The 17,659-nt window shown below is 68.5% G+C and carries 16 protein-coding genes; 14 read left to right on the top strand and 2 right to left on the bottom strand.

What is annotated here, in order from left to right; translation table 11 throughout:
• Positions 1–32: 32 nt before the first annotated feature.
• Positions 33–458, bottom strand: a complete 426-nt coding sequence (locus VQ067_RS27965) for a helix-turn-helix domain-containing protein (protein WP_003114472.1) — start codon at positions 456–458, stop codon at positions 33–35.
• An 83-nt stretch (positions 459–541) separates the two neighbouring features.
• On the opposite strand from VQ067_RS27965, the gene VQ067_RS27960 reads away from it, so the two are divergent.
• From VQ067_RS27960 to VQ067_RS27920, 9 genes are all read left to right on the top strand, one after another.
• Positions 542–1,126, top strand: coding sequence for an SAM-dependent methyltransferase (locus VQ067_RS27960; RefSeq protein ID WP_033991502.1), 585 nt, complete (start codon positions 542–544; stop codon positions 1,124–1,126).
• Positions 1,127–1,264: 138 nt separating this feature from the next.
• Complete coding sequence (locus VQ067_RS27955; RefSeq protein WP_033991501.1) at positions 1,265–4,870, top strand: DUF2339 domain-containing protein; 3,606 nt, start codon at positions 1,265–1,267, stop codon at positions 4,868–4,870.
• Positions 4,867–6,261 (top strand): DUF3999 domain-containing protein, encoded by a 1,395-nt coding sequence (locus tag VQ067_RS27950; RefSeq protein ID WP_031636826.1) that lies wholly within the window; start codon positions 4,867–4,869, stop codon positions 6,259–6,261. The genes VQ067_RS27955 and VQ067_RS27950 overlap by 4 nt, the downstream gene beginning before the upstream one ends.
• Positions 6,262–6,369: 108 nt before the next feature.
• A complete protein-coding gene (gene estA, locus VQ067_RS27945) occupies positions 6,370–8,310 on the top strand; it encodes an esterase EstA (RefSeq protein WP_003115524.1) in 1,941 nt (646 codons plus the stop codon).
• Positions 8,311–8,463: 153 nt separating this feature from the next.
• A complete protein-coding gene (gene gloA / locus VQ067_RS27940) occupies positions 8,464–8,994 on the top strand; it encodes a lactoylglutathione lyase (protein ID WP_003141835.1) in 531 nt (176 codons plus the stop codon).
• A 139-nt stretch (positions 8,995–9,133) separates the two neighbouring features.
• Entirely contained in the window at positions 9,134–10,144 is a 1,011-nt protein-coding gene (locus VQ067_RS27935) for a class 1 fructose-bisphosphatase (protein WP_003110175.1), read from the top strand.
• A 4-nt stretch (positions 10,145–10,148) separates the two neighbouring features.
• Positions 10,149–10,751, top strand: coding sequence for a DUF924 family protein (locus VQ067_RS27930; RefSeq protein WP_003101790.1), 603 nt, complete (start codon positions 10,149–10,151; stop codon positions 10,749–10,751).
• 71 nt (positions 10,752–10,822) lie between these two features.
• Entirely contained in the window at positions 10,823–11,080 is a 258-nt protein-coding gene (gene bamE, locus VQ067_RS27925; protein ID WP_003095983.1) for an outer membrane protein assembly factor BamE domain-containing protein, read from the top strand.
• A complete protein-coding gene (locus VQ067_RS27920) occupies positions 11,077–11,646 on the top strand; it encodes a lipocalin family protein (protein ID WP_003110174.1) in 570 nt (189 codons plus the stop codon). Before bamE ends, VQ067_RS27920 begins: the two co-directional genes overlap by 4 nt.
• Positions 11,647–11,788: 142 nt before the next feature.
• On the opposite strand, the gene VQ067_RS27915 is transcribed toward VQ067_RS27920, so the two are convergent.
• A complete protein-coding gene (locus VQ067_RS27915) occupies positions 11,789–13,150 on the bottom strand; it encodes a formimidoylglutamate deiminase (protein WP_033991500.1) in 1,362 nt (453 codons plus the stop codon).
• 100 nt (positions 13,151–13,250) lie between these two features.
• Here VQ067_RS27915 and hutC point away from each other — a divergent pair, with 100 nt between their 5' ends.
• The 5 genes from hutC to VQ067_RS27890 all read left to right on the top strand — a co-directional run bounded on the left by hutC (position 13,251) and on the right by VQ067_RS27890 (position 17,524).
• Complete coding sequence (gene hutC, locus VQ067_RS27910) at positions 13,251–14,003, top strand: histidine utilization repressor (protein WP_003095970.1); 753 nt, start codon at positions 13,251–13,253, stop codon at positions 14,001–14,003.
• A complete protein-coding gene (locus tag VQ067_RS27905) occupies positions 14,000–14,590 on the top strand; it encodes a HutD/Ves family protein (protein WP_024947545.1) in 591 nt (196 codons plus the stop codon). The genes hutC and VQ067_RS27905 overlap by 4 nt, the downstream gene beginning before the upstream one ends.
• 141 nt (positions 14,591–14,731) lie before the next feature.
• Entirely contained in the window at positions 14,732–15,754 is a 1,023-nt protein-coding gene (locus VQ067_RS27900) for an ABC transporter substrate-binding protein (RefSeq protein WP_003101766.1), read from the top strand.
• 15 nt (positions 15,755–15,769) lie between these two features.
• Positions 15,770–16,708, top strand: a complete 939-nt coding sequence (locus VQ067_RS27895; RefSeq protein ID WP_023096252.1) for a fatty acid desaturase — start codon at positions 15,770–15,772, stop codon at positions 16,706–16,708.
• 18 nt (positions 16,709–16,726) lie between these two features.
• A complete protein-coding gene (locus VQ067_RS27890; protein WP_003095961.1) occupies positions 16,727–17,524 on the top strand; it encodes a phosphate/phosphite/phosphonate ABC transporter substrate-binding protein in 798 nt (265 codons plus the stop codon).
• Positions 17,525–17,659: the final 135 nt, after the last annotated feature.

Below are 17,659 nucleotides of genomic sequence, written 5' to 3'. Positions count from 1 at the left end.
GGGCAGGGGTGCCCGGCCTGCCGGCCGTTTTGCTATGCGCCGGGCGCTTTCCGGCGTGGCTTGATGGCCCCCGCGGCAGCGGCCCGCAGCAGGCGGCGGAACGTCGGGCAGTCCATGTGTTCGCGCGCCGGACAGGCCGCGGCATGCCGCAGGCCGTCGCGCATGGCGGCGAGGCGGCGGATCGTCCGGTCCAGTTCGTCGGCCTTGGCCGCCAGCGCCGCGCGGTCGATCCGCAACGCGCCGTCGGCTGCGCCCATGCCGGCAATCTCGTCCAGCGACAACCCGGCGGCGCGGCCCAGCCCGATCAGCGCCAGCCGCTCCAGCACGCCTGCATCGAACAGCCGGCGCAGGCCGTGCCGGCCGCTGGAGGCGATCAGTCCCTTTTCCTCGTAGTAGCGCAGGGTCGAGGCCGGTACCCCGGATCGTCGCGCGACCTCGCCTATGTCCAGTTGCCGCATGCCCTTGACCTCAAGTCGACTTGAAGTGGAAGACTAGCGTTTCGGCACCTGGGCCGTGACGAAATACAGACGAGGTGAACCTCATGTGGGACGAACGCTATGCCGCCGAAGAGTATGTCTACGGAACCGAACCCAACGCTTTCCTGAAGGAAAATGCGCAGCGGCTGGCCGGGCCGGTGTTGAGCGTCGCCGAGGGCGAGGGGCGCAACGCGGTGTTCCTCGCTTCGCTGGGGCTGGAGGTGCTTGGCGTGGATGGCTCCGCCGTTGGCCTGGCCAAGGCGCGCCGGCTGGCCGAGGCGAAAGGCGTGTCGATCGACACCCTGGTGGTCGACCTGGCGGACTACGAACCGCCGGCAGCGGCGTTCGGCGCGGTGGTGTCGATCTTCGCGCACCTGCCCAGTCGCGTGCGCGGCAGACTCAACCGCCTGCTGGAGCGTTCGCTGCGACCGGGCGGTCTCTTCCTGCTGGAGGCCTATCGGCCGGAACAGCTCGGCCGCGGCACCGGCGGCCCGGCGGACGTCGACATGCTGGTGAGCCGCGCGGCGCTGGAGGCGGAGCTGCCGGAGTGCGAGGTGCTGCTGGCGCGGGAAATCGAGCGCGAGGTGGTCGAGGGCCGTTTCCACACCGGCGCGGCCTGTGTGGTCCAGTTCATCGCCAGGAAGAGGTAGCTCGCCACGGGGCGGGCGTCGGAATGCGTCGAATCTCGGGAATGCGGGCTGTATACTCCCGGCGCGGGTTCCGCTCTGGCAGGATGGCCAGGGCAGGTATCAGTGGATCGTGGTACCTCTTGATCAAGGATTCGACGCATGCAATGGATTTTCATGCTGGTGGGCCTGATCCTCGGCGGCTTCGCCGGGGAATCGCTGGTCGGCGCACTCCTCGGCGGCCTCTCCGGCCTGGCCCTGGGACAGGCCGTCTCGCTGCAGAACCTGGCGCAACAGAACGAGCGCCTGCGCAAGCAGATGAGCGAATTCGCCGAACGCTTCGAGCGCGGCACCGAGGTCATCCACCAGCGCTTGCTGCGTGTGGAGCGCCAGGCGCAGGACCTTCCCGAAAGCGTTCCCGAGCCGGCCGCCGGCATCGACCAGCCGCTCGCAGACACGCCTCCCGCTCCTCCCGCCGAGGTTGCCCCGCCGCTGGACTGGGACATCGAGCTGCCGCCCGTCGAGGCTGCGCCGCCTCCGCCTCGTCCCCCCGAGCCCGTCCAGCCCATCGAGCGTCAGCCGGCGTTCCAGCCTGACGCCCAGCCAGCGCCGCGCCGCCCCGCCCCTCCGGCGCCTCCACGCGAACCCTCGCTGGTCGAGCGTGGCTTCGCCGCGGCCAAGGGCTGGCTGTTCGGCGGCAACACGGTATTGCGCATCGGCGTGGTGCTGCTGTTCATCGGCCTGGCCTTCCTCCTGCGCTACGCCTCGGAACGGGTGGCGGTGCCGGTGGAGTACCGCTACGCCGGGGTGGCGCTGGCAGCGATGGCGCTGCTCGGCGTCGGCTGGTGGTTGCGCGAGCGGCGCGCCGCCTACGGCCTGATCCTGCAAGGCACCGGTATCGCGGTGCTGTACCTGACCATCTTCGCCGCCATGCGCCTGCATCCGCTGATCTCTCCCGGCGCGGCGCTGGCCCTGCTGGTGGTGGTGACGATCTGCTCGGCGATCCTCGCCGTGCTGCAGAACGCCATGGGCCTGGCGGTGGTGGCGGCGCTCGGCGGCTTCGCCGCGCCGATCCTGACCTCCACCGGCAGCGGCAACCATGTAGCGCTGTTCAGCTACTTCGCCCTGCTCAACGCCGGCATCTTCGCCATCGCCTGGTTCCGCGCCTGGCGGCCGCTCAACCTGGTCGGCTTCGTCGGCACCTTCGGCATCGGTTTCGCCTGGGGACTGCGCTCCTATACACCGGAGCTGTTCGCCAGCACCGAGCCGTTCCTGGCCCTGTTCTTCCTGATGTACGTCGGGATCGGCCTGCTCTTTGCCCGCCGCAAGCTGCTGGAGGCCGCGCAGGCGCCTGCCGAGCGCGGCGAACTGCTGCGCTGGTCGGCGCGACAGGCCGACTACATCGACGCCACCGTGCTGTTCGGCCCGCCACTGGTGGGGTTCGGCCTGCAATGCGCGGTGATCGGCCACATCGATTTTGGCATGGCCTTCAGCGCCCTGGCCCTGGGCCTCTTCTACATGGTCCTGGCGCGGGCGCTGCGTGGCCATGCTTCGGCCGGACGCACCAGCCTGCTGGTGGAAATCTGCCTGGCGCTGGGGGTGGTCTTCGGCACCCTGGCCATTCCGCTCGGCCTGGACGCGCGCTGGACCTCGGCCGCCTGGGCGGTCGAGGGCGCCGGCATCTACTGGCTCGGCCTGCACCAGCAACGCCGCCTGGCGCGGATCTTCGCCCTGCTGTTGCAGGGCGGTGCGGCGTTGGCCTACCTGAATGGCGTGCGGCCGGGTGAGACGACGTTGCTGGAGGGTTCGCCGCTGGGCGCGCTGATGCTCGGTGCGGCGGCGCTGTTCAGCTTCTGGCAGCTGCGTCGCGCGCCGGCGAAAGCGCTGGCCGACTGGGAGCCGGCCTGCCGGCCGTTGCTGGCGGCCGCCGGCCTGGCCTTCCTCTACCTGGTCGCACCGCTCTGCCTGGCCGTCGACGGCACCGCCATCGCCTGGGCCGTGGCCGGCCTGGCGAGCTTGTTCGCCGGCTTGCGCCTGGGCTCGCGTACCTTCCTGTTCTGCGCCTTCGCCGTGCAACTGCTGGGCGGTGCGCTGTTCCTCCTGCATTTGCAGGGCGGCGATGGCCAGGGTGGGGTATTCGACTCGGGCTGGCGTGGCTTGATGACCGCCTCGCTGATTGGCCTGGCGCTGATCGGCGGCATGCTGCTGGCGGCGCGCGACCCGCTGGTGAAGGACGACAGTCGGCTGCTCATGGGCTTGAGCCTGGTGCTGCTGGCCGGTCTGGCGTTCGTCAACCTGGCAGTGCTGTTCGTCCTGCCTTGGCGCAGCGCCAGCGCGGTATGGGCCGGTAGCGGGCTGCTGATCATCTGGCTGAGCCTGGTGCTGCGCCAGCGCCTGAGCTTCTACTTCGGCCTCGCCTTGCAGGTAGTGGGCGGCCTGGCGTTCCTCCTCGCCGGGCCGTCGCTGTTCGGCTCGCTGAGCGGCGAAGGCCTGCGGCCCCTGGCCCATTCCGGGTTCTGGACGCCGGCAGTGCTGGCCCTGGCGGCGCTGGTCGGCGCCTGGCGGCTGCGCCGCGCCGGCGAGCGCGAGCGGGCGCTGGGTATCGGTACCCTCGGCCTGGCCGAGCTGTCGCACCTGCTGCTGCTCTGGGGAGCCGGCTGGTGGGCGCTGACCGCGCTGTGCGAAACCGTCCGCTTCGTGCCTTATGGCCTGCGCGAGCATGCGTTGCTGCTGGTGGCCGCGGCGACAGTGGCGTCGTGGATGCTGCTGGCGCTGCGCGAGCGCTGGCGCGAACTGGCCCTGCTGTGCCTGGCGCTGGTCCCGGTGGCGCTGTTGGCCCTGGCCAGTGCCTGGCGTTTCGATTACCAGCCGTTCGGCGAATTCGGCTGGCTGGCCTGGCCGCTGCTGTTCGCCACGCACCTGCTGTCGCTGCGACGCCTTGCCCCGTTGCTGCCGGCGAAGGCCCTGAGCGTTGCCCATGTGCTCGGTTGCTGGCTGTTGCTAGGGGTGCTGGCGCTGGAGCTGCGCTACCTGTTCGCCCTGCTCGCCGAACAGTACAACGCCTGGCGTTGGCTGGGCTGGGCGCTGGTCCCGAGCGCCTACCTGCTGCTGGTGGCTGGCGGGCGGAGCCTGCCCTGGCCGCTGCGCGACTTCCCGCGGGAGTATCGGCTGCTCGCCGCTGCGCCGGTGGCGCTGTTGCTGCTCGGCTGGTTCTGGAGCGCCAACCTGCTCAGCGACGGCGCCGCCGAGCCGCTGCCTTACCTGCCGCTGGCCAACCCGCTGGAACTGGGGCTGCTGATCGTGCTGTTCGCCCTCTACCGCTGGAGCGACGCCAGCCTGGCCTCGCTCGTCGATGGCAATGCCAGCGCGCGCCTGGGGCGCCAGGCGTTGGCCGGCGCCTCGCTGTTCGCCCTGCTGACCCTGGCGGTGTGCCGCGCCGCGAACCACCTGGCCGGCGTGCCGTTCCAGGCCGAGGCGCTGGCCGCGTCGATGCTGGTGCAGGCGGGGCTGTCGCTGGTCTGGACGCTCTGCGCGCTGGGCCTGACCATCGCCGGTACCCGTCTCGGCCGGCGCGACCTGTGGATGGTCGGCGCGGCGCTGGTCGGCGTCGTGGTGGTCAAGCTGTTCTTCGTCGAGCTGGGCAACAGCGGCAGCCTGGAGCGAATCATCTCCTTCATCGGGGTCGGCGTCCTGTTGCTGGTCGTCGGCTACTTCTCACCCTTGCCTCCGCGTCGTGCCGAGGTCGCATCGGAGGCCGAGCAGCCATGACGCGCTCCTTTTCGTTCAGAACCGCCGGCCTGCTCCTGCTGGGCGCCTGCCTGTCCCTGCCGCTGTCGGCGAAGGAGTCTGCCGAAGGTTTCAGCCGCCAGGTGGCGCTGTCGCTGCAGGGCGAAGGTCCCTGGTATCGCCTGAGCATCCCGATGAGCGTGCAGTTGTCGGCTGCCCATGCCGACCTGCGCGACCTGCGGGTCTTCGATGCCGAAGGCGAGGCCTTGCCCTACGCCCTGGTGGCCGGCAGCGAACGCCAGGCCAGCACGCCGCATGAGGCCGAGGTGCGGCTGTTCCCGTTGCGAGGCACGTCCGCCGCCGACGCGACGCAACCGAACCTGCGGGTGCAGCGCAACACCAGCGGCACCATAGTCGAGGTGCTGCCGGGCAACGCCGGGCCGGCTGCCGAGACCCTGCGCGGCTGGCTGATCGACGCGAGCGCGGTGACGTTCCCCCTGGAGCGCCTGCGGCTGGACTGGAGCAGCCCGGAGGAGGGCTTCCAGCGCTTCTCCGTGGAAGCCAGCGACGACCTCGAGCATTGGCAGGCCTGGGGTGACGGACAGATCGCCCGCTTGACCTTCAACGGCGAACGCATCGACGTCAGCGAGGTCAAGCTTCCCGGCCGCCAGGCCCGCTACCTGCGTCTGGCCTGGCCGGCCGGGGCAACCGCGGCAGACCTCCATGGCGCCCGCCTGCAAGGCAGCACGCGGAGCACCGAGCCGGCGCCGATGATCTGGTCCGAGCCGCTGGCCGGGCGCCAGGCGGGGGACGGCGAGTACCGCTGGCAGTTGCCGCTGGCGTTGCCGTTGCAGCGGGTGCGGGTGTCCCTGGAGCAGGCGCTGACCCACACCATCGTCCCGGTGGAACTGTCCGGCCGTGATCGTACGGAGAACGCTTCGCCGCGCCGGGAGGCCGCCTGGAGCAGCCTGGCACGCGGGGTCCTCTACCGGCTGCCGATCGACGGCCGCAACGTACAGCAGAACGAGCTGGAACTGCCGGGCTGGGCGGTGCGCGAGCTGCGTCTGCAGGTGGACCAACGAGGTACTGGCCTGGGCCCGGAGGTCCCGTCCCTGAGTGTCGGCCTGCCGGCCAGCGAACTGGTGTTCCTGGTGCGCGGCAGCCCGCCGTACCGGCTGGCGTTCGGCAAGCCCGGCGCGCAGTCGGCGGCGCTGCCGCTCGGCGTACTGATTCCCGGCTATACCGAGAGCAAGCGCGCCACCCTGGGTAGCGCCAGCCTGGGCGAACCGCTGGAGGTGGCCATGGCGGCCGCGGCGCCGGCACCGGGTAGCGACTGGAAGAAGATCGGCCTGTGGGCGGTACTTCTGCTGGGGGTCGCTCTGCTGGTAATAATGGCAATGAGCCTGCTGCGTTCCTCGCCGAACAAGCCATGAGCCGGTTCCGCGCTATGCTGTTCGGCTGAGGAGGCTTTACGACGGGCCCCGGGGCGCATGCCGACGACGCGGCGGCCCGACAATAAAAACAAATCACGGAGTAAGAGAATGATCAGAATGGCGCTCAAGCCACTGGTAGCGGCCTGCCTGCTGGCTTCGCTGTCCACCGCCCCGCAGGCTGCTCCTTCGCCCTATTCGACGCTGGTGGTGTTCGGCGACAGCCTCAGCGATGCCGGGCAGTTCCCCGATCCTGCCGGCCCCGCCGGAAGCACCTCGCGTTTCACCAACCGGGTCGGCCCGACCTACCAGAACGGCAGCGGCGAGATCTTCGGACCGACCGCGCCCATGCTGCTCGGCAATCAGCTCGGCATCGCCCCGGGCGACCTGGCTGCCTCGACCTCGCCGGTCAACGCCCAGCAGGGCATCGCCGACGGCAACAACTGGGCGGTGGGCGGCTACCGGACCGATCAGATCTACGACTCGATCACCGCGGCCAACGGCTCGCTGATCGAGCGCGACAATACCCTCCTGCGCAGCCGCGATGGCTACCTGGTGGACCGTGCCCGCCAGGGCCTGGGTGCCGATCCGAACGCGTTGTACTACATCACCGGCGGCGGCAACGACTTCCTCCAGGGGCGCATCCTCAACGACGTCCAGGCCCAACAGGCCGCCGGTCGCCTGGTGGATAGCGTGCAGGCCCTGCAGCAGGCCGGCGCGCGCTACATCGTGGTCTGGCTGTTGCCCGACCTGGGCCTGACCCCGGCTACCTTCGGTGGTCCCTTGCAGCCTTTCGCCAGCCAACTCAGCGGCACGTTCAACGCCGAGCTGACCGCCCAGTTGAGCCAGGCCGGCGCCAACGTCATTCCGTTGAACATCCCGCTGCTGCTCAAGGAAGGCATGGCCAACCCGGCTTCCTTCGGCCTGGCCGCCGACCAGAACCTGATCGGCACCTGTTTCAGCGGCAACGGCTGCACCATGAACCCGACCTACGGGATCAACGGCAGCACGCCCGACCCGAGCAAATTGCTGTTCAACGACAGCGTGCACCCGACCATCACCGGCCAGCGCCTGATCGCCGACTACACCTATTCGCTGCTGTCGGCGCCCTGGGAGCTGACCCTGCTGCCGGAAATGGCCCACGGCACCCTGCGTGCCTACCAGGATGAACTGCGCAGCCAGTGGCAGGCGGACTGGGAGAACTGGCAGAACGTCGGCCAGTGGCGCGGCTTCGTCGGCGGCGGTGGCCAGCGCCTGGACTTCGACTCCCAGGACAGCGCCGCCAGCGGCGACGGCAACGGCTACAACCTGACCCTTGGCGGCAGCTACCGCATCGACGAGGCCTGGCGGGCCGGGGTCGCCGCCGGCTTCTACCGGCAGAAGCTGGAAGCCGGCGCCAAGGATTCCGACTACCGGATGAACAGCTACATGGCCAGCGCCTTCGTGCAGTACCAGGAAAACCGCTGGTGGGCTGACGCGGCGCTGACCGGCGGCTACCTCGACTACGACGACCTGAAGCGCAAGTTCGCCCTGGGCGGCGGCGAGCGCAGCGAGAAAGGCGACACCAACGGCCACCTTTGGGCGTTCAGCGCGCGCCTGGGCTACGACATCGCCCAGCAGGCCGACAGTCCCTGGCACCTGTCGCCGTTCGTCAGCGCCGACTACGCGCGGGTCGAGGTCGACGGCTATTCCGAGAAGGGCGCCAGCGCCACCGCGCTCGACTACGACGACCAGAAGCGCAGCTCGAAGCGCCTGGGCGCCGGCCTGCAAGGCAAGTACGCGTTCGGCAGCGATACCCAGCTGTTCGCCGAGTACGCCCACGAACGCGAGTACGAGGACGACACCCAGGACCTGACCATGTCCCTCAACAGCCTGCCGGGCAATCGCTTCACCCTCGAAGGCTACACCCCGCAGGACCACCTCAACCGCGTCTCCCTCGGCTTCAGCCAGAAGCTGGCGCCGGAGCTGTCGCTGCGCGGCGGCTACAACTGGCGCAAGGGCGAGGACGATACCCAGCAGAGCGTCAGCCTGGCGCTGAGCCTGGACTTCTGAAACGGCGGCCGGCGCCCGGGCGGCGCCGGTCGCGTTTCCCGTCGACGGAACGATCGGCGCGCGCCGGCATCAAGAGAGTAGTACCCCGCTGTTACTCGCCGCCCGGTCGACCGCCATACACTGCCGATCCGTTTCGTTCGAGGGAATCGCCCGATGAGTTTCAACACCGAAGTACAGCCCGGCATCTGCATGGAGCCGGACGCCATTACCCAGGAATACGTGTTCAACCACACCATGTTGCGGGTCAAGGATCCGAAGCGCTCGCTCGACTTCTACTCGCGGGTGCTCGGCATGCGCCTGCTGCGTCGCCTGGATTTCGAGGAAGGCCGCTTCTCCCTGTATTTCCTCGCCATGACCCGTGGCGAAGAGGTGCCCGACGCGCTCGACGAACGCCAGCGCTACACCTTCGGACGCCAGTCGGTCCTCGAACTGACCCACAACTGGGGCAGCGAGAGCGACGACAGCCAGTACCACAACGGCAACCAGGACCCGCGCGGGTTCGGCCACATCTGCTTCTCGGTGCCCGACCTGGTGGCGGCCTGCGAGCGTTTCGAGACGCTCGGGGTGAACTTCGTCAAGCCGCTGGACCGAGGCATGAAGAACGTGGCCTTCATCAGCGATCCCGACGGCTACTGGGTGGAAATCGTCCAGGCCAGCCTGAACGGCGAGATGGGACGCGGCTGACGACCGTCGATCGGCTGCGCGCCGCGGAAATGAACCGCGCCACCGCCGCCGATCTCCAACCGGCGGTTGCGCGGAGTCAAGCGTGACCGCCAATTCCGCGTTAAACTGCGCGGGTTTTTTCCTCTCTCCGGAGCCATCCATGTCCCGCGTTACCCTGAGCCGCTATCTGATCGAGCAGACCCGCAGCCACAACACCCCGGCCGACCTGCGCTTCCTCATCGAGGTCGTGGCGCGTGCCTGCAAGGAAATCAGCCATGCGGTGTCCAAGGGCGCGCTGGGCGGCGTACTCGGCAGCATGGGCACCGAGAACGTGCAGGGCGAGGTGCAGAAGAAGCTGGACGTGATGTCCAACGAGATCCTGCTGGAAGCCAACGAATGGGCCGGCAACCTGGCCGGCATGGCCTCCGAGGAGATGGACCACCCCTACCAGATTCCGGGGCGCTACCCGAAAGGCGCCTACCTGCTGGTCTTCGACCCGCTGGACGGCTCCAGCAACATCGACGTCAACGTCTCGGTCGGCACCATCTTCTCGGTGCTGCGCTGCCCCAGCGAGTACCTGAACCAGAACGATACCCTGCGCGAGGAGGCCTTCCTCCAGCCGGGCACCACCCAGGTCGCCGCCGGCTACGCCATCTACGGCCCGCAGACCATGCTGATGCTGACCCTCGGCAACGGCGTCAAGGGCTTCACCCTGGACCGCGAGCTGGGCAGCTTCGTCCTCACCCACGACAACATCAGCGTGCCGGAAAGCACCGCCGAGTTCGCCATCAACATGTCCAACCAGCGCCACTGGGAAGCGCCGGTGAAACGCTACGTGGAAGAACTGCTGGCCGGCAAGGAAGGCCCGCTGGGCAAGAACTACAACATGCGCTGGATCGCCTCGATGGTCGCCGACGTCCACCGCATCCTGACCCGTGGTGGCGTCTTCATGTACCCGCGCGACGCCCGCGAGCCGGAGAAGCCCGGCAAGCTGCGCCTGATGTACGAAGCCAACCCGATGTCGTTCATCATCGAGCAGGCCGGCGGCGCCGCCACCAACGGCACCCAGCGCATCCTCGACATCAAGCCGGAGAACCTGCACCAGCGTGTCGCGGTGTTCCTCGGCTCGAAGCAGGAAGTCGAGCGCATCACCGGCTACCACGCGGAGTAGGCCGATGAGCGCGCCCTGGGAGACCTTGCTCGACTGGTGGTTCGGCACCTCCAGCGATGCCGCCGAGGTGGTTGCCCAGCGCAACGGCCTGTGGTTCGGCAAGAACGTCTGCCAGGACGCCGATGCCGGCGGCCGTTTCGGCGACCTGGTGAACCAGGCGCTGGACGGCGGCTTGCAGGAGTGGACGGCCGAGGCCGATGGCTGGCTGGCGCTGATCCTGTTGCTCGACCAGTTGCCGCGGATGATCTACCGCGACACGCCGCGCGCCTACGCCGGCGACGCCCGGGCGCAACGGGTGGTGCGCGAGGGCCTGGAAAAAGGCTTCGACCGCCAGTTGCCGCCGGTGCGCCGGGTGTTCGCCTACCTGGTCCTGGAGCACGCCGAGGACCTGCCCAGCCAGGAGCGGGCGGTAGCCTGCTTCCGCGACCTGCGCGATCAGGTCGGTGGCAGCGTGCGCAAGCCCTTCGACGATTTCTACGACTATGCCGAGCGGCATCATGCGGTAGTCGCCCGCTTCGGTCGCTTTCCCCATCGCAACGCCATTCTCGGCCGCCCCTCCAGCGAGGAGGAGACGGCGTTCCTCAGGGAACCCGGTTCGCGTTTCTGACTCCAAGGCTCCGGATTTCCCCCGCGTGTGCCAAGCTGTAGGGCAGCGCTTCCCCGAACAAGGAGTTCCTCATGGCGTCGTTCCGTACCCTGGCCGTGGTCGCTTTCTGCGTCGTCCTGGCCGCCTGCAGCAAGATCAACCAGGAAAACTATTCCAAGCTCAAGGCCGGCATGAGCAAGGCCGAGGTCGAGGCGATCCTCGGCAAGCCCACCGAGTGCTCCGGCGCGCTGGGCATGTCCAGTTGCACCTGGGGCGACGAGAAGGCTTTCATCAGCGTGCAGTACGCGGCCGACAAGGCGCTGCTCTTCTCCGGCCAGGGGCTCAAGTGATCGGTCTGCCGATCCGGGTGCTCTGCACCCTGTGGCTGGGCTTGCTGCTGGTCGGTTGCGCGGGCTCGCCGAAGAATCCGCCGGCCACCGAGCAGGTCGACCTCCAGCGCTACCAGGGCACCTGGTACGAACTGGCGCGCTTGCCGATGTTCTTCCAGCGCAACTGCGCGCAATCGGAGGCGCATTACCGCTTGCAGGAAGACCAGAGCATCCAGGTGATCAATCGCTGCCTGACCCTGGATGGCGAGTGGGAGCAGGTGGAGGGGCGGGCGGTCGCCCAGCAGCCGGGACGCACCGACAAGTTGTGGGTGCGCTTCGACAACTGGTTCGCCAATCTCTTCCCCAACGTGGCGCGCGGCGACTATTGGGTGCTGGCGGTGGACGACGACTACCGCACCGCGCTGGTGGGCAATCCGAACCGTGAATACCTGTGGCTGCTGTCGCGTACCCCGCAGGTTTCGCAGCAGACCCGCGAGCGTCTGCTGGAAGAAGCGCGCAGCCGCGGTTACGCGGTGGACGAGCTGATCTGGCGGGTACCCGACGGCCAGTTGAAGCGGAGCCAGTGAAGGAACGCCCCGCCGGGGCGTTTTTTCTTTCCAGCGCCGTTCACGCCTGGCGGCTGGCGTGGGAAGTATCGGCGTTTAGCGCCCGACGGCTCGAACGAGTCGGGCGGATAAGCGCAACGCGGTTGTCCGCCGCTGCGCAGGGTCAGTCGAGCAGTTCTCCCAGCACCTGGACGAATGCCCGGGCGCTGCGTTCTTCCCCGGCATGCCGGCCGTCGCGCACCACCCATCTGCCGGCCACCATCACGTCGCGCACCTGGCGGTCGCCGCCGGCGAACAGCCAGCGGTTGAGCAGGGCGTCGCCCTCGGCGCTGGCCAGGTAGGGGTCGTTGCCGTCGAGCACCAGCAGGTCGGCGCGACGGCCCACGGCGAGGCTACCGATCGGCTGCCCAAGGGCCTGGGCGCCGCCAGCCAGCGCAGCGTCGTAGAGCGTGCGGCCGATCATCGGCTGGTCGTCGCGGTACAGCCGGTTGCGTTTCCGGTCGCGCAGGCGCTGGCCGTATTCCAGCCAGCGGAGTTCCTCGACCACGCTGAGCGAGACGTGGCTGTCCGAGCCGATGCCCAGGCGCCCGCCCTGGGCGAGGAAGTCCGTCGCCGGGAAGATGCCGTCGCCGAGGTTGGCCTCGGTGCTCAGGCACAGGCCGGCCACCGCGCCGCTACGCGCCATCGCCGCCACCTCGGCGGGGTCGGCGTGGGTCGCATGGACCAGGCACCAGCGCTGGTCGACCGCGACGTTCTCGTACAGCCATTGCAACGGCCGGCGTCCGCTCCAGGCCAGGCAGTCGTCGACTTCCTTCTGCTGTTCGGCGATATGGATGTGGACCGGCAGGTCGTCGTGGCCGGCGGCGAGGACCGTGGCGATCTGCTGCGGAGTCACCGCGCGCAGGGAGTGGAAGCACAGGCCCAGGGAGTGGCCTGCCGCGTCCAGCGGCGCGCGCAGGCGCTGGAGCAGTTCCAGGTAGGCCTCGCTGCCATTGATGAAGCGCCGCTGGCCCTCGCTGGCCGGCTGGCCGCCGAAGCCTGCGTGGCTGTAAAGCACGGGAAGCAGGGTCAGGCCGATGCCGGCGGCGCTGGCGGCGCGGGAGATGCGCAGGGAAAGTTCGGCGGGGTCGGCGTAGGAGCGGCCGTCGAGGTCGTGATGGACGTAGTGGAATTCCGCCACCGCCGTGTAGCCGGCCTTGAGCATCTCGATATAGAGCTGGCGGGCGATGACCTCGATCTGTTCCGGCGACAGCCGAGCGACCATCCGGTACATCAGCTCGCGCCAGGTCCAGAAACTGTCGTTGGGATTGCCGGCGACTTCGGCGAGCCCGGCCATGGCGCGCTGGAACGCGTGCGAATGGAGGTTGGGCATCCCCGGCAGCACGGCGCCGCCGAGGCGTTCGGCGCCGTCGGTGTTGGCGTCGGGACGAATCTCGGCGAGAACTCCGTCCGCGGAAATCTCGAAACGGACATTTCGCGCCCAGCCTTCCGGCAGCAACGCACGTTCAGCGAAAATTGCGGACATAATCAGCTCACACGCAGTCTGTTTTATTTGTATATACATATACAGACGATTAAGCGGTGCGTAAACTCACTTCATCGACGCCTCGACAAGGAGTCTCTCCGTGACGTCCTCTTCTTCCGATCGTTCCCCGCTGGCCTCGCAACTCGGCGAGGTACCGGCGCCGCTCTACGCGCGGGTCAAGCAGATGATCGTCAGCCAGATCCAGTCGGGCGCCTGGCCGCCGCACCACCGGGTGCCCTCCGAGAGCGAACTGGTCAGCCAGCTCGGCTTCAGTCGCATGACCATCAATCGCGCCCTGCGCGAACTGACCAGCGACGGCCTGCTGGTGCGCATGCAGGGGGTCGGTACCTTCGTCGCCGAGCCCAAGGGCCAGTCGGCACTGTTCGAGGTGCACAATATCGCCGACGAGATCGCGGCCCGCGGGCATCGCCATCGTTGCCAGGTGATCACCCTCGGCGAGGAGGTCGCCGGCCCCGAGCGCGCCCTGGCACTGGACGTGCGCGAAGGCCAGCGGGTGTTCCACTCGCTGATCGTGCACTACGAGAACGATATCCCGGTGCAGATCGAGGACCGCTACGTGAACGCCGCGGTGGCGCCGGACTACCTCAAGCAGGATTTCACCCGGCAAACGCCCTATGCCTACCTGACCCAGGTGGCGCCGCTCACCGAGGGCGAGCATGTGGTCGAGGCGATCCTCGCCGAGCCGGCCGAGTGCAAGCTGTTGCAGATCGAACGCGGCGAGCCGTGCCTGCTGATCCGCCGCCGCACCTGGTCCGGGCGTGTCGCGGTGACCGCCGCGCGGCTGCTGCACCCGGGTTCCCGCCACCGTCTGGAAGGACGCTTCAGCTCATGAGCGAATTCCGCATCCTGCGCGCCGTCGACTACCCGAGAATGCCGTGGAAGAACGGCGCCGGCTCCACCGAGGAGATCGCCCGCGACGGCGGCGACGGCCTGGACGGCTTCGGCTGGCGCCTGTCGATCGCCGATGTCGGCGAGTCCGGCGGCTTCTCCCGCTTCGCCGGTTACCAGCGGATCATCAGCGTGCTGGAGGGCGGCGGCATGCGCCTGCGGGTGGATGGCGCGGAATCCGCGCCGCTACGCGCGCGGCAGGCCTTCGCCTTTTCCGGCGACAGCGAGGTGCACTGCACCCTGCTCGATGGAGCTATCCGCGACTTCAACCTGATCTATGCGCCCCGGCGCCATCGCGCGCGCCTGCAATGGCTGCGGGTCGAGGGCGAGCTGGACTGGCACGGCACGGCGAGCACGCTGCTGCTGTTCGCCCAGCAGGGCGGGGTAGCGATTTCCTTGCAAGGGCAACCTCGCGGGCAACTGGCTGCCCACGACTGCCTGTGCGCCGAGGGACTGCAGGGCTTGCAGTATTGGCGCCTGACGGCACACGAGCCGGCGTGGGTCTGTGCGGTGGAACTCGATTCGCTGTGATTTGCCGGCGCCGCCAGGAAAAAGCGTCTACACCGAAAGGGTAGGCGCTTTTGTCTATCCAAAGAACCAAACGTTATTAATCCAATATTTTTAATGCCTATATAGTTCTGCATGCCGTCCGACTCCAACCGGGAGACCCGCATGCCCCCGCTTCGCCAGATCCTCGCCGTCCTCGCCCTGGGCGCCAGCCTCGCCAGCCAGACCGCCGTCGCGGCGGAATGCCCGTACCCGGGCAAAGTGGTGTTCGCCGGGCTGAACTGGGAAAGCGGCATGTTCACCACCGACCTGTTGCGCTACGTACTGGAAAAAGGCTACGGCTGCGAGACCGACGCGCTGCCAGGCAATACCGTGACCATGGAAAACGCCCTGCGCCAGAACGATATCCAGGTCACCGGGGAGCAATGGGCCGGGCGTAGCCCGGTGTGGCGCGCGGCGGAGGAGGCGGGCGAGGTGTTCTCCGTCGGCGAGACGGTGAAGGGCGCCACCGAGGGCTGGTGGGTGCCGGAGTACCTGGTCAAGGGCGACCCGCAACGAGGCATCGAGGCGAAGGCGCCGGAGTTGAGGTCGGTCGCCGACCTGCCGCGCTACAAGGCGCTGTTCCGCGATCCCGAGGAGCCCGCCAAGGGGCGTTTCTACAACTGCCCGACCGGTTGGACCTGCGAGATCGTCAACAGCCAGAAGCTCAAGGCCTACAGGTTGCAGGACAGCTACACGAACTTCCGCACCGGCACCGGCCCGGCGCTGGATGCGGCGATCAGTGCGGCCTTCCGGCGCGGTGAGCCGGTGCTTTTCTACTATTGGTCGCCGACTCCGTTGATGGGCCGTTTCAAGCTGGTGCAACTGGAAGAGCCGCCGTTCAGCGAGAAGGCCTGGGCCACCCTGTCCGATCCGAAGAACCCCGACCCCATCGGTTCCCGCTCGTTGCCGGCGAAGATCACCATTGGCGTTTCCCGCGATTTCCATGACAAGGCGCCGGCGTTGGTCGAGCTGTTCCGCAAGGTCGAGATCCCCTTGCCGCTGTTCAACGAGCTGCTCGCCGACATGGCGCAGAATCATCGCGAGGTCGGCGAGGTGCGTGCGCAGTTCCTTCGCCAGCATCGCGAAATCTGGAGCCACTGGGTGCCGGCCGAAGTCGCCGCGCGCCTCGATACCTCCCTGAAGTAAGCCTCGCCAGCCTTCATGGCGCACTACCTGAGCGGGCGTCAGCGCACCCTGGTGCGGCGGCTCCAGGATACCTTCCAGGCGCGCAGCGAATGGCCGACCTGGCTGCTGGTCGCCTGCCTGTACGGCGGTTGGGCACTGCTCGCCAGCCAGTATCGGCATTGGGGCTGGCCGGTGCTGGCGGGGCTGGTGCCGTTCGCCTCCCTCTACATGTCGTTGCAGCATGAGCTGATCCATGGCCACCCGACCCGCTGGCCGAGGTTCAACGCCGTGCTCGGCTACCTGCCGCTGGCCGTCTGGTATCCCTATCCGCTGTACCGTGACAGCCACTTGCGGCACCACCGCGACGAGCAACTGACCTACCCGGGGCTGGACCCCGAGAGTCGTTACGTCAGTCTGTCCGAATGGCCGCGCCTGGGCTCCTGGCGGCGGCGCTGGCTCTGCCTGGACAAGACCCTGCTCGGTCGCGCCACCCTCGGCCCGCTGCTGGCCCTGGCGGCGATGGCGCGCCTGGAGGGTTCGCGGTTGCGCCAGGGAGAGGGCGCCGCCTGGCGCCTGTGGGGCCTGCATGCCGTGCTGCTGGGCGGGTTGCTGGCCGGGCTTTGGCGCTGGGCGGGCATCCCGCCCTGGTTGTACCTGCCGGCGGTGGCCTATCCGGCCCTCGGCCTGAGCATGCTGCGCTCTTTCTACGAGCACCGTCCGGCCCGCGAGCCGGCGCAGCGCAGCGTGCTGGTCGAGGCGGGGTGGCCGTGGCGGCTGCTGTTCCTCAACAACAACCTGCATCTGGTCCACCACGATCTGCCGGGCCTGCCCTGGTACCTGCTGCCGCGCGTGTATAACGCAAGCCGCCGTGCCTACCGGCGACGCAGTGGCGATTTCCACCTGCCCGGCTATGGTCGTCTATGGCGGCGCCACGGTTGGCGGCCGGTGGATGCGCCGGTGCATCCCGAGCATTGAAGGCAGGCGGACGAGAGCATGATCGATACCCCGGTGGTGGCGGCGCTGGACATGTATGTCGAGCCGGACTGCGTCAGGCAGGCCGGCGCAACCTTCATCGGCGAGGTCTGCCGGCGCCTGGGCGTGCGCCGTTACGCGCCGGCCGCCGCCGATCTGGCGGTGCAGTGGCGACAGCCTAACCTGCTGTTCGCGCAGACCTGCGGCTATCCGCTGATGACCCAGTTGCGCGGCCAGGTGGCGGTGCTCGCGGTGCCCAGCTACGACTTGCCCGATTGCGCTCCCGGCGAGCATTGCAGTCTGTTCGTCGCCGCCGAAGGACAGGCGCGCCAGCGCCTCGGCGACTTCCGCAATACCCGCCTGGCGCTCAACGACCGCGACTCCAACAGCGGCATGAACCTGCTGCGCCATGCGCTGGCGCCGCTGGGGCGAGACTCGGCGTTCTTCGCCGAAGTGCGCATCAGCGGCGGCCACCTGCGCAGCCTGGCGATGGTGGCGGCGGGTGAGGTCGAGCTGACCTCGGTGGATGCAGTGACCTTCGGCTACCTGCAACGCCACGCACCGGAGCGCCTGGCCGGCCTGCGCGTGCTCGGGCGCAGCGCGCCGAGCCCGGCCTTGCCGCTGATCACCTCGCTGCACTGGAGTGCGGCGCAACGCCGCGAACTGTTCGAAGCGCTGAACCTGACGCTGATCGAGTGCCCGCACCTGGCCGCGACACTGGCGCTGAAAAGCTTCCTCCCGGCCGGCGAGGAGCATTACCGGATTCTCCTCGACTACGAGCGTCAGGCGCAGGGCTGGGGTTACCCGCAATTGCGCTGAACGGTGTTACCGAAGGCCCCAAACCGGTGCGCGCACGCTTCGATCACGTGCACCCAGGGCCGTTCCGGCAGGCTCCTTCTCCCGGGGGAGAGGCTACCTTCGCTAATTCTTAACTACATAAAAATCAACGGGTTG

Origin of the sequence: Pseudomonas sp. KBN12P06040, assembly GCF_037574965.1 — a bacterium.
GTDB classification, from domain to species: Bacteria; Pseudomonadota; Gammaproteobacteria; order Pseudomonadales; family Pseudomonadaceae; genus Pseudomonas; species Pseudomonas aeruginosa.
This window is presented reverse-complemented; position numbering and strand designations above follow the sequence as displayed.